Origin of the sequence: Chryseobacterium camelliae (assembly GCF_030818575.1) — a bacterium.
In the GTDB taxonomy this organism is placed as follows: Bacteria; Bacteroidota; Bacteroidia; order Flavobacteriales; family Weeksellaceae; genus Chryseobacterium; species Chryseobacterium camelliae_A.
The window spans coordinates 307,434-319,304 of record NZ_JAUTAL010000001.1 but is presented as its reverse complement, the minus strand read 5'-3'; the positions used below and the strand labels follow the sequence as shown (position 1 = coordinate 319,304).

12 protein-coding genes are annotated in these 11,871 nt (G+C 39.9%); 3 read left to right on the top strand and 9 right to left on the bottom strand.

Going from position 1 to position 11,871, the window contains the following annotated elements; genetic code table 11:
• Positions 1-86: 86 nt before the first annotated feature.
• The 6 genes from QE404_RS01525 to QE404_RS01500 all read right to left on the bottom strand — a co-directional run bounded on the left by QE404_RS01525 (position 87) and on the right by QE404_RS01500 (position 6,192).
• On the bottom strand, positions 87-989 hold the full coding sequence (locus QE404_RS01525) for a UDP-3-O-(3-hydroxymyristoyl)glucosamine N-acyltransferase (protein ID WP_307445684.1): 903 nt from the start codon (positions 987-989) through the stop codon (positions 87-89).
• A gap of 73 nt (positions 990-1,062) precedes the next feature.
• Entirely contained in the window at positions 1,063-1,629 is a 567-nt protein-coding gene (efp, locus tag QE404_RS01520) for an elongation factor P (protein WP_121460282.1), read from the bottom strand.
• Between the two features lie 51 nt (positions 1,630-1,680).
• Positions 1,681-2,472, bottom strand: a complete 792-nt coding sequence (lpxA, locus tag QE404_RS01515; RefSeq protein ID WP_100076871.1) for an acyl-ACP--UDP-N-acetylglucosamine O-acyltransferase — start codon at positions 2,470-2,472, stop codon at positions 1,681-1,683.
• Positions 2,473-3,870: a bifunctional UDP-3-O-[3-hydroxymyristoyl] N-acetylglucosamine deacetylase/3-hydroxyacyl-ACP dehydratase gene (locus QE404_RS01510; RefSeq protein ID WP_307445681.1), complete on the bottom strand. Its 1,398-nt coding sequence runs from the start codon at positions 3,868-3,870 to the stop codon at positions 2,473-2,475.
• Positions 3,863-4,894, bottom strand: a complete 1,032-nt coding sequence (gene lpxD / locus QE404_RS01505; RefSeq protein ID WP_307453316.1) for a UDP-3-O-(3-hydroxymyristoyl)glucosamine N-acyltransferase — start codon at positions 4,892-4,894, stop codon at positions 3,863-3,865. Before lpxD ends, QE404_RS01510 begins: the two co-directional genes overlap by 8 nt.
• A gap of 71 nt (positions 4,895-4,965) precedes the next feature.
• Positions 4,966-6,192: an HD domain-containing protein gene (locus QE404_RS01500; RefSeq protein ID WP_307445679.1), complete on the bottom strand. Its 1,227-nt coding sequence runs from the start codon at positions 6,190-6,192 to the stop codon at positions 4,966-4,968.
• A 302-nt stretch (positions 6,193-6,494) separates the two neighbouring features.
• Between QE404_RS01500 and porX the strand changes: the two genes are divergently transcribed.
• The 3 genes from porX (at position 6,495) to QE404_RS01485 (ending at position 9,200) form a co-directional block, all read left to right on the top strand.
• Positions 6,495-8,039 carry a T9SS response regulator signal transducer PorX gene (gene porX, locus QE404_RS01495; RefSeq protein ID WP_307445676.1) on the top strand — a complete coding sequence of 515 codons (1,545 nt, stop codon included), beginning with the start codon at positions 6,495-6,497 and terminating at the stop codon, positions 8,037-8,039.
• A 106-nt stretch (positions 8,040-8,145) separates the two neighbouring features.
• Complete coding sequence (locus tag QE404_RS01490) at positions 8,146-8,439, top strand: YciI family protein (protein WP_307445674.1); 294 nt, start codon at positions 8,146-8,148, stop codon at positions 8,437-8,439.
• Positions 8,436-9,200 carry an exodeoxyribonuclease III gene (locus QE404_RS01485; protein WP_307445671.1) on the top strand — a complete coding sequence of 255 codons (765 nt, stop codon included), beginning with the start codon at positions 8,436-8,438 and terminating at the stop codon, positions 9,198-9,200. The genes QE404_RS01490 and QE404_RS01485 overlap by 4 nt, the downstream gene beginning before the upstream one ends.
• A 45-nt stretch (positions 9,201-9,245) precedes the next feature.
• On the opposite strand, the gene QE404_RS01480 is transcribed toward QE404_RS01485, so the two are convergent.
• The 3 genes from QE404_RS01480 to rfbC form a co-directional block, all read right to left on the bottom strand.
• A complete protein-coding gene (locus QE404_RS01480) occupies positions 9,246-9,617 on the bottom strand; it encodes a septal ring lytic transglycosylase RlpA family protein (protein ID WP_307445670.1) in 372 nt (123 codons plus the stop codon).
• A gap of 307 nt (positions 9,618-9,924) precedes the next feature.
• On the bottom strand, positions 9,925-11,226 hold the full coding sequence (gene rimO / locus QE404_RS01475) for a 30S ribosomal protein S12 methylthiotransferase RimO (RefSeq protein WP_307445668.1): 1,302 nt from the start codon (positions 11,224-11,226) through the stop codon (positions 9,925-9,927).
• Between the two features lie 88 nt (positions 11,227-11,314).
• Positions 11,315-11,860: a dTDP-4-dehydrorhamnose 3,5-epimerase gene (rfbC, locus tag QE404_RS01470; RefSeq protein ID WP_307445667.1), complete on the bottom strand. Its 546-nt coding sequence runs from the start codon at positions 11,858-11,860 to the stop codon at positions 11,315-11,317.
• Positions 11,861-11,871: the final 11 nt, after the last annotated feature.

Genomic DNA, 11,871 nt, shown 5'->3' with positions numbered 1-11,871 from the left:
ATTGTTGTTTTAATTTATTCTTTGTTTATTAATGCTCACAAATTTACTTATTTTTCTTTGATTATAGACCAACGAAAATAATTTGTTTATTCCAGGTTTCTCAATTTAATTTCCTTCTTCAGGTATGTTTTGTAATCTTCTGCAAACATCCCGATATAGGTCCCTTTTTCAAGGTCTCTGTTAACTCCGGTTTTCCCAAGCAGGACGGTTCCCGCTTCAATGGTATTGCCCGAAGCAATGCCCACCTGGCCCCAAATAGTGACTTCATCACCAATGATGCAGCACCCTGCAATACCCACCTGGGAAGCAATGAGGCATTTTTTACCAATAACCGTATCGTGTCCTACCTGGATCTGGTTATCTAAAACAGAACCCTCGCCGATCACTGTGGAATCAGTTACACCCCGGTCTATGGTACAGTTGTTACCAATCTCGACATTGTTTTCAATGATTACATTTCCTACTGAAATCAGCCGGTCGAAATTGCCATTAAGCTTGCGGTAATAAAAGGCATCGCCACCCAGAACGGTTCCCGACTGAATAATAACATTATCGCCAATCACGGTACGGTCACCAATGACTACATTAGGGAAGATCAGGGTGTTTTTCCCGATCTTTATATTGTTTCCCAATACTGCTGAAGGATGGACATGTGTGCCTTCACCAATTTCAACATCATGCAGCTCTTCGGTGAAATTATAGATCCTGGTAAAGTGGGTATTGATTTTGTTAAAATCCCTGAACGGATCATCGGAAACCAGCAAAGCTTTTCCTTCAGGACATTTTACTTCCTTATCGATCAGAATGATGGTTGCCGCAGACTGCAACGCTTTATCGTAATATTTGGGATGATTGACGAAAACGATATCACCGGGCTGCACCCTGTGAATTTCATTGGTTCCCAGGACTTCAAAATCTTCAGGCCCGATATGCTTTGCCCCGATAATGTCTGCAATGGTTTTCAGGTTTTGCGGAGAATGAAATCTCATAACAGTTATTTTTCTTATAAAACAAAATTCGGAATGCATAGGCAAACCGAATTATTGTACATGATATTTTATCTTATTCTTTCACTCTTTCCAAATAAGAACCGTCTTCTGTACTTACTTTGATTTTGTCTCCCGGCTCAATGAACAGGGGAACCATCACTCTCGCACCAGTTTCTACAATGGCATTCTTAAGAGCATTCGTTGCCGTGTTCCCTTTTACACCCGGATCAGCTTCGATAACATCCAGATATACGGATTGTGGAAGTTCTGCAGAAAGCGGCGTTTCATCCACTTCCTTCAAAATGATGGTTACCTCTTCTCCAGCTTTCATGAACTGGGAGTTTTCAATCATTTCCTTGTTTAAGTATAATTGAGAGAAATCATCGTTATTCATGAAATGGAAACCGTTTTCATCATCATAAAGATACTGGTACTTTCTTGTGATCACTTTAACCTCATCGATTTTGTGGCCGGCAGAGAATGTGTTATCAATTACTTTTCCGTTGGTTACCGATTTTAATTTTGTTCTTACGAAAGCTGGTCCTTTTCCAGGCTTTACATGAAGAAACTCGATTACTTTATAAATATCATTGCTGTACTCAATACACAGCCCTTTTCTGATATCGTTACTTGTTGCCATTAATTTTTATTATCTAAGTTGTATTATTTTTTTTGGATGTATGCTGCTTTTTCAGACCTCTTTATTGGTTCCGTAGCCCTTTACAATTCCTCTTGGTGAATTCTGGATGAACTGCAGGATCTCATCTCTTTCCGCAGTGGGCAGCATTTCTTTTTCAATGTAAGCCATTGCCTGTGAAACGTTCATCTTCATCTGGAATATGGATCGGTAGATTTTCTGGATTTCAAAGATTTTTTCATTGCTGAATCCTCTCCTTCTCAGTCCTACGGAATTAATTCCTGCATAAGACATTGGTTCTCTGGCTACTTTTATATAAGGAGGAATATCTTTTCTTACGAGGGTACCTCCGGAAATCATTACATGCTTGCCAATTTTACCGAACTGGTGTACTGCACTCAGTCCGCCCATCACGGTATAATCACCAATTTCCACGTGTCCTGCAATTCCGCATCCGTTCACAATAATCACATGATCTCCGATAATGCAGTCGTGGGCAATGTGGGAAGTAGCCATGATCAGGCAGTTCTTTCCGATTTTGGTATAGCCCAGTGCTTTTGTTCCCCTGTTTACGGTAACACATTCCCGGATGGTGGTATCGTCATCGATAATAACACGGGTATCTTCACCATCAAACTTCAGGTCCTGTGGTATAGCCGAAATAACAGTCCCAGGGAAAATCTTGCAGTTTTTTCCGATTCTGGCCCCATCCATAATGGTCACATTGGGGCCGATCCAGGTACCTTCACCTATTTCCACATCCCCCGCAATTGTAGTAAAAGGTTCTACAATTACATTTTTGCTGATTTTTGCACGTTTATCAACGGCAGCTAACTGATGAATCATTTAATCAACTTTATTTTTAGCAACCTGGGCCATTAATTCTGCTTCCACTACTACGGAATCTCCTACATAGCCATAGCCTTGCATATGGACAATACCTCTTCGGATCGGTTCAATCAATTCAATTTTGAAAATGATCGTATCTCCCGGAACTACTTTTTTCTTGAATTTAACCTTATCCATTTTAATGAAGTAGGTAGAATAGTTTTCAGGATCCGGCACGCTCGCCAGGACGAGGATTCCTCCGGTTTGTGCCAGAGCCTCTACCTGAAGTACTCCCGGCATTACGGGTTCTTTCGGGAAATGCCCTACGAAGAACGGCTCATTCATCGTTACATTTTTAAGGCCTACCACATGAGAGTCAGATAGCTCCAGAACCTTGTCAATAAGGAGGAATGGTGGTCTGTGCGGCATAAGGCGCATAATTCCGTTAATATCAAAAACAGGTTCTTTAGTAAGATCAAAGTCCGGAACGTTTTTCTTTTTCTGAAGTTTCCACTGGCGGTTCAGTTTTTTAGCAAACTGGGTATTTACGTAATGCCCAGGTTTATTGGCAATCACTTTACCTTTAATTTTAACTCCGGCTAAAGCCAGGTCTCCGATAACGTCCAGCAATTTATGCCTTGCCGCTTCGTTAGGATAATTTAAGGTAAGGTTGTCCAGGATACCGTTGGATCTGATAGAAACATTATCTTTCCCGAATGCCTTCTTAAGTTTTTCAGTCGTTTCAGGTGTCAGATCTTTATCCACATATACAATGGCATTGGAAATATCACCACCTTTAATCAGTCCATGGTCCAGCAACATTTCAAGTTCGTGCAAAAAGCTGAACGTTCTTGCTGAGGATATCTCATCTTTGAATTCTGAAATATTTTTAAGGGTGGCATTCTGGGTTCCCAGGACTTTGGTCCCGAAATCCACCATAGTTGTTACCTCATATGTATCTGAAGGAATGATGGTAATCTCAGAACCGGTAACAGGATCGGTATATGTCTGCACCTCTTTGATTACCAGGTATTCTCTTGGAATTCCCTGTTCAACGACTCCAACACTTTCAATGGCTTCCACAAAATATTTGGAAGATCCATCCATGATCGGAGGTTCAGAAGCATCCATTTCCAGGATCGCATTATCTACATCACAGCCGACAAGAGCTGCCAGAAGATGCTCACAGGTTGTGATTTTAACGCCCAATTTTTCCAATGTTGTTCCTCTTTCGGTAGCTACTACGTAGTTTACGTCTGCCTCTACCTGCGGATGACCTTCCAGATCTGTTCTTACAAAAACAAAACCTGTGTTTTCTTTAGCAGGTTTGATGGTAAGTTTTACTTCTTTGCCTGTATGAAGGCCGATGCCCGAAAGAGTTACCTCTTGCTGAAGCGTTTTTTGCATATCACTCATTAGTTTTATCTTTTGAGTTATTCTCTAGATTATTTATTCTGTTAACAATTCCGGTAAGGTTTCTGAAGTGGATGTAGTTTCTCAGGTAATCATTATAATTGATTGCCGGTGAACCGTACAGGCTCTCCTTATCTTTTACACTTGAATTTACCCCGCTCTGCGCCTGGATTCTTACCTGGTTACCGATTTTTATATGTCCGACAATGCCCACCTGACCGCCGATCTGATTCCAGTCTCCGATTGTCGTGGAGCCTGCAATTCCTGCCTGCGCGGCAATTACATTGTTCTGTCCTATTTTAACGTTATGGGCAATCTGAATCAGGTTATCGATCTTAGTACCTTTGCCAATTATGGTTGAGCCTATGGTCGCTCTGTCTATACTGCAGTTGGACCCGACTTCCACATCATCTTCAATGATCACGTTGCCCAGCTGGGGAATTTTTTTAAAGCCCTCAGCAGTAGGCTGGAATCCGAAGCCGTCACCTCCGATAACGGTATTGGAATGAACAATACAGTTGTCTCCGATAATGCAGTAATCATAGATGCGGGCACCACTGTCTATTTTGCAGTTTTTGCCAATCTTCACTCCTTTCCCGATGTAGACCTGCGGATAGATCTGTGATCCTTCACCGATTTTCGCTTTCTCGGAAATGTAGGTGAAAGCACCAATATAAACATTTTCGCCTATATGAGCTGTTGCATGAATGGAGGAACCCTCTTCAATCCCGTCCTTTCTGCCTTGCATTTCCTGATACAGATTCATCAGAACCTGAAAGGAAAGATAAGCATCCTTTACGGAAATAACTGTGGGCTCATAGGTATCTTTTGTCAAAAGATTTTCAGAAACAATGATAACGGAACACTTTGTGCTATCTAGAAAATGGGAAAACCTGTCCTGTGCTATAAAAGAAAGGTGTCCCTGTTCGCCGTTTTCAATAGGTGAAACTCCTTTAATAAGTGCATTCTCGTCACCTATTATTTTACCGTCTATAAAACTTGCAATTTGCGAAGCTGTAAATTCCATATTCTGCAAAGATAAGAAATTCTATAATTCGCAAAGGTTTTTTGATTCCGTAACGTGCATTTTAATATACTTTAATACTCCTGGATATTGGTATTTCTTGGAAATGTGAGAATGTATCTCGTTGTCTTATTCACCATTAATCCTGAGAGCAGCTGATCTTCGGATTCGTGAAGTTTTATTTTTTCACCGTTTTTTTGCAGCAACCAGATCGGCTGTTTTTCAGTATCGTAGGGAAGAAGTTTCCGTTTAATTTCATGCACCAATTCATGACCATTATCAATTCCGAAAAGTGCATTGGTATGTTTTATTTTATCGTCAATAAATTCCTTCTCGAAAGGATGGGAAGATATAATGGTTTTGGGAAGATCCCTCTGGATTACGCAACGGCACCAGTATGACAGGATAAAATCTTCAGATTTCTGCCATAATTTCATCGCCTGAATAATATCATTATCATCAAGCTGGGTAAAACGTTCCACATCTTCATCTGTAGCTGACCCTTTTTCCCGGTACAGGAAATACGTAAGGTTTTCAGTCGCAGGAAGGATGATCCCCTGTGAAACTAGATACTTAGCCCTTTTAAGGATTTTAACCAGAATAAACTCTGCCAGTGCAGAGGTTTTATGATAATATACCTGCCAGTACATAAACATCCTTGCCGTAAGGAAATTTTCAATGGAGTAAATACCTTTGGCATCGACTACCAGTTCCCGATCCTCACAAACATTCATCATGGAAATGATCCGCTGGGTATTAACATTCCCTTCCGAAACCCCGGTAAAGAAGCTATCCCTTTTGAGATAATCGAGCCTGTCTACATCCAGTTGGGATGAGATAAGCTGATTGAAAAATTTCCTGTGGTATTTCCCCTGAAACATTTCGATGGCCGTAGAGAGCTGACCGTTGAACTGTTCATTAAGCCTGTTCATGAGAAGTAGTGATAGGTTTTCATGATGCCAGTCATCCATCAGCATGCTTTCCAGTGCATGAGAAAATGGTCCGTGTCCTATATCATGCATCAGAATAGCCAGCAATGCTCCTTTTTCTTCTTCTTTAGAAATCTCCACTCCTTTCAGTTTCAGGGTTTCAATTGCCGTAAACATCAGGTGCATCGCTCCCAAAGCATGATGGAACCGGGTATGTGTTGCTCCGGGAAAGATCAGGTTCAGAAGACCGGTTTGAGATATCCTTCTCAGCCTCTGGAAATAAGGATGCTCAATAACGTCGAATAAAATCTCATGGGGAATTTTTATGAATCCGTGTACAGGATCGTTGATGATTTTTAGCTTGTTCTGCATGAAGGATACGTATGGATACAAAGTTAGTAAAATTTAACGGTAAGCCCTATTAAATTCACCTGAATGTCATAATGTCAGACGTACAGCATGGGACATGAGCATCCTGCTGTCATTCAGTCTGTATCATAGGGTAGCCCAGATAAAAGCCTGTTAATATAAGCCATTGTAAGTGTTAGAGTTAGTTAAATAACCACCTGCACTCTTTGATTTAACTATTATTTAACTAATATCCTCCTTACTTTTGCATCACAAACCGTGATTTGGTCAGTATTTTGATGCTGTAATCATGTAAAAAATAAATTATGTCGGAAAAGATATTATGGATAGATGATGAAATAGATTTACTTAAACCTCACATCGTATTTTTAGAAAAAAAGGGCTACCATGTAACCCCCGTAAATAACGTGAATGAAGCTCTGGAACTTATGGATTCGGAGAAGTTTGCGTTGACGCTCATTGATGAAAACATGCCCGGAATTTCCGGACTGGAAGCCATTCCAATGATCAAAGAGAAAGACAATGCTCTTAAAATCGTGATGGTGACCAAAAGTGAAGAGGAGCATATCATGGAGGAAGCCATCGGATCTCAGATTGCCGATTACATCCTGAAACCTGTAAACCCCAACCAGATCCTTTTATCGCTGAAGAAAAATCTCCAGGAAGATAATCTTGTGGAACAGAAAACGATCCTTCAGTATCAGCAGGAATTCAGAAACCTTTCTATGGAGCTATCCTACCTGAGAACATATCAGGAGTGGGCAGAATACTACAAAAAGATCCTGAACTGGGAAATCAAGTTCGATAAGGTTACTGATAATGAGTTTGCAGATCTGCTCCAGAGCCAGAAAGAGGAAGCCAACATTCAGTTTGCCAAATTTATTGAGAAGAACTATGAAGACTGGCTACAAGGTCCTGACAAACCGGTAATGAGCCATACGCTTTTCAAGGAAAAGGTAAAACCTGAGGTTGAAAAAGACAAGGTACTTTTGCTGATGGTAGACAATCTCCGTTACGACCAATGGAGGGTAATCGAGCCTCTGTTCACGAAATATTATAATAAAGTCTCTGAAGACTATTATTACAGTATTCTCCCAACGGCTACACAATATGCGAGAAATTCTTTCTTTGCAGGACTGATGCCTTCTGAAATTGAAAAACGTTTTCCGGATAAATGGTTCAATGATAATGAAGAAGGAAATAAAAATGAGTATGAACGGGATTTTCTTGAAGACCAGATGAAGAGGATCGGCCTGAACTCAAAGTCGATGAAGTACCTGAAAGTACTGAATGCAGATTTTGAGAGGAAGATTTATGATGATTTCAACCAGCATAAAAACAATGATCTTCTGGTGATCGTTTACAATTTCATTGATATCCTGTCACACGCTAAAACGGATAACCACATTGTAGACCAGTTAATCCGTGATGATAAAACGTTCAGATCGTTAACATACAACTGGTTTGAAAATTCTTCACTACTGAAAATCATCAAAGCAGCCGCGGAAAGCGGATTCAAACTTGTGATCACAACAGATCATGGCACAGTATATGTGAAAAAGCCAAGCAAGGTGGTAGGTGACCGTGAAACCTCAACCAACATCCGTTATAAGACCGGAAAGAGCCTTACTTATGATAACAGTGATGTCTGGGCCATTACCAACCCTGAAAAGCTGTTTTTGCCCAAAGGTAACCTGAGCTCAAAGTATATTTTTGCCAAGAATAATATTTTCTTAGCATATCCTAAAAATTACAACCACTTTGTAAATTACTATAAAGAAACATACCAGCACGGCGGAATATCCCTGGAGGAATGTATTATTCCGTTCAGCATATTAGAACCCAAATAGTTTTTTTCATAGTTTATTTAGTCTGGGTTCTGAGCGGAAAAAATCTCACGATTTTTTCCGCTCATTTTTTATACTGTTCAATAGTTTATATCTTCGTAAAAAAATTATGTTTATTATTTCCCTTACCTATTCCGGCCCTTTTGAAGATATTGACCGCCTTATTCCCGAACACAATGCTTTTCTTGATAAACATTATGAATCTGGCAGCTTTATAGCTTCCGGCAGGAAGAATCCCCGGACGGGGGGCATTATCATAGCCAATGCAGCATCAAAAAGTGAACTTGAGGAAATAATCAAGGAAGACCCATTTTACCGTCATCAGGTTGCCAACTATGAGATTGCCGAATTTATCCCTTCTAAATACAATGAAAATTTTAAGCTTTTTATCAAAGAATCATGAGACTAATTACTTATAACGTAAACGGTATCCGGGCGGCCTTCACCAAAGATTTTCTAGGATGGCTGAAAACAGCTGATCCCGATATTATCTGCATCCAGGAAAGTAAGGCAGGAAACGACCAGATTGACATTGAAAGCTTTGAAAAACTCGGCTATCACAGTTACTGGCATTCTGCCGTGAGAAAAGGTTATAGCGGTGTAGGCATCGCTTCAAAGACAAAACCTAATCATGTAGAATATGGATGCGGTATTGAAAGCTACGACAGTGAGGGAAGGATCATCAGGGCTGACTTTGACGGATATTCTGCCATCTCAGTGTATGTACCCTCTGCCTCCAATATAGAGCGCCTGGATTTCAAAATGCAGTTCTGCCATGATTTTCTGGACTACATCAAAGAGCTTAAAAAAAGTATTACGAACCTCATTATCTCCGGTGATTTTAATATTTGTCACCAGGCGATCGACATCCATGACCCAGTTCGGCTGAAAAACGTATCAGGATTCCTGCCGATGGAAAGAGAATGGATGACCAGTTTTATTGAAGAATGCGAACTGATCGACAGTTTCAGGTTTTTCAATGACCAGCCTGATCATTACACATGGTGGAGTTACAGACAGAACGCGCGAGGAAAAAATAAAGGCTGGCGCCTCGACTATAATTTTACCTCCTATACTTTAAAAGACCAGCTTTCGAGGGCTGTGATTCTTAAAGAAGCCGTACATTCTGATCACTGCCCTGCTCTGGTAGAAATCGACCTATAAAACAAATCCGTCTGACCTTAAGGTCAAACGGATTTTTATTTTAATTTAATCAACAATTTCATACTCAACAGGAATGGTTCCTCTGCCTGTATCTCCGATTTCCTTAAAGGCAGCTTTTGACATATCTAAAGACCTGGAAGAAGAGTAGGGTCCACGGTCATTAATCTTAACAATAACCTCTTTACCGGTATTAAGGTTGGTTACCTTGATATGGGTACCAAAAGGAAGTGATCTGTTGGCTGCGGTAAATTTTGAATTATCAAAAATTTCTCCGCTGGCTGTTTTTCTACCGTTGAATTTGTCGTTATAATAAGATGCGTAACTTGTTTTTTTGGCGTCAGCAGCATATTTGCTAAAAGAGTATGTGCTAAAGGTTGAAATCATCATTATGATTACGAGAATGAATCTTTTAATCATTTTAAACTTTTATAGGGTTTTGACGAAGGCAAATCTATATGGAAACTTCTAACCTACCTATTTTAAAAGTTAACATTAGTTAATGAAACCTTAATTAAAAGTCAAATTAAAATCCAAATAGCTCTTTATCAATAACTTATTACACACTGTTAAAAAACGTTAAAATAATATTTTGAAAGTTAACAAAATTAACTTTTTAAGAAATATTATTTATGAACAGTACCGCAAATAACTTATAATCAATATATAGAAATAAAAAAAGCCAATAAGACTTGCTTATTAGCTTTTATATGTTGACTGTTTTAATTTATACAAGCTCTCCGTAAAGATCAAATTCTTCAGCAGAGGTAATTTTTACATGGGCAAATTCACCGATGGAAATGTAGGTATTTTCAGCCGGTACCAGGACTGTATTATCTACATCAGGGGAATCATATTCCGTCCTGCCGATAAAATAATTGCCTTCCTTTCTGTCGAAAACACATTTATATACGTGGCCGATTTTTTCCTGATTTTTCTCCCATGAAATCTGCGATTGCAACTCCATGATTTCCTCTACCCTGGCTTCTTTGACTTCCTGCGGAATATTGTCTTCAAGGACATGGGCTGTGGTATTTTCTTCATGGGAATAGGTGAAACATCCCAGCCTGTCAAATTTCTGTTCTCTTACCCAGTCTTTAAGTTCCTGAAATCTCTCCTCCGTTTCTCCAGGATATCCTACAATTAGTGTGGTCCGGATGGCCATATCCTGAACTTTTTCCCTGAACTTGGCAAGAAGCGCGTCGGTCTTTTCATGCGTTGTGCCTCTCTTCATTGATTTCAACAATTCGGAGTTGATGTGCTGAAGCGGAATATCAATATAGTTGCATATTTTAGGTTCTTCACGAATGATATCCAGTACATCTTCAGGAAACCCGCTAGGAAATGCATAATGCAGCCTGATCCATTCGATACCGTCAATCTTAACGAGTTCTTTAAGAAGATCACCCAATGCTCTTTTCTTGTACAGATCAAGCCCGTAATAGGTAAGATCCTGAGCAATAAGAATGAGTTCCTTGGTACCGGATTTGGCCAGCTTTTGTGCTTCAATAACGAGTTTTTCTATCGGAGTGGAAATATGGCCTCCCCTCATCAGCGGAATAGCACAGAAAGAACATGGTCTGTCACAACCTTCGGAGATCTTCAGATATGCATAATGCTTAGGCGTTGTCGTTAGCCTCTCCCCAACCAGTTCATGCTTATAATCTGCTCCGAGATGCTTCAGAAGAATCGGCAGATCGCGGGTACCAAAGTACTGGTCCACATCCGGAATCTCCTTTACCAAATCCGGCTTATACCTTTCGGAAAGGCATCCGGTCACAAAAACCTTCTCCACTTCCCCCCTGTTCTTTGCTTCCACATAATCCAGGATGGTGTTGATGGATTCTTCTTTGGCATTGTCGATAAATCCGCAGGTATTGATCACCACGATATCTCCCCTGTCTTCATGAACCACTTCTTTACCGTTGGCTTTCAGCTGGCTCATCAGCACTTCAGAATCATAAACATTCTTGGAGCAGCCCAGCGTTACCACATTGATTTTCTTTTTACCTACAGATTTTGTGCGCATCTTTTTGATTTTGAGTGTGCAAAGATACGAATTATTGGAGAGTTTGAATTAAAAATAAATTGAGTTTGGATTGGCTTAATTTAATTCATTAGAAGTTTCTGTCCTTAAAGCTCGGAGCATTTTGATCTTTATCAGAAAGAATGGCATCGTTCTCAGCAATTTTCCAATCTATCCCAAGATCCGGATCATTGAATTTCACACTTCCTTCAGATTCTCGATGATAAAAATTATCGCATTTGTAAGAGAATACTGCGGTTTTACTGAGTACAGAAAATCCATGACCAAATCCTCTAGGGATATAGAGCTGAAGCTTATTTTCAGCACTAAGTTCAATACCAAACCATTGGCCAAAAGTAGGCGAGTTTTCCCTTAGATCTACTGCAACATCCCAAACCTTTCCTTCAAGACATGAAACCAGTTTTGCCTGTGCATGTTCCCCTTTTTGCAGATGAATTCCACGCAGCACTCCATAAGATGATTCTGAAATATTATCCTGCACAAAATGGCCATTCATTCCTGTAAATTCCTCAAATTTTTTCTCATTGTATTTTTCGAAGAAATAACCTCTGTCATCTACGAATACAGTGGGTTCTATAATATAACAGTCTTTCAAGGGGGTTTGTAAAATTTTCATGTGTAAAATTC

Coding starts and splice junctions, on each gene's coding strand:
- QE404_RS01490 (WP_307445674.1), top strand. CDS start 8,146: ATGTTTATTATTTCCCTTACCTATTCCGGCCCTTTTGAAGATATTGAC.
- rimO (WP_307445668.1), bottom strand. CDS start 11,226: ATGCGCACAAAATCTGTAGGTAAAAAGAAAATCAATGTGGTAACGCTG.
- QE404_RS01500 (WP_307445679.1), bottom strand. CDS start 6,192: ATGCAGAACAAGCTAAAAATCATCAACGATCCTGTACACGGATTCATA.
- porX (WP_307445676.1), top strand. CDS start 6,495: ATGTCGGAAAAGATATTATGGATAGATGATGAAATAGATTTACTTAAA.
- lpxD (WP_307453316.1), bottom strand. CDS start 4,894: ATGGAATTTACAGCTTCGCAAATTGCAAGTTTTATAGACGGTAAAATA.
- efp (WP_121460282.1), bottom strand. CDS start 1,629: ATGGCAACAAGTAACGATATCAGAAAAGGGCTGTGTATTGAGTACAGC.
- QE404_RS01480 (WP_307445670.1), bottom strand. CDS start 9,617: ATGATTAAAAGATTCATTCTCGTAATCATAATGATGATTTCAACCTTT.
- QE404_RS01510 (WP_307445681.1), bottom strand. CDS start 3,870: ATGAGTGATATGCAAAAAACGCTTCAGCAAGAGGTAACTCTTTCGGGC.
- rfbC (WP_307445667.1), bottom strand. CDS start 11,860: ATGAAAATTTTACAAACCCCCTTGAAAGACTGTTATATTATAGAACCC.
- lpxA (WP_100076871.1), bottom strand. CDS start 2,472: ATGATTCATCAGTTAGCTGCCGTTGATAAACGTGCAAAAATCAGCAAA.
- QE404_RS01485 (WP_307445671.1), top strand. CDS start 8,436: ATGAGACTAATTACTTATAACGTAAACGGTATCCGGGCGGCCTTCACC.
- QE404_RS01525 (WP_307445684.1), bottom strand. CDS start 989: ATGAGATTTCATTCTCCGCAAAACCTGAAAACCATTGCAGACATTATC.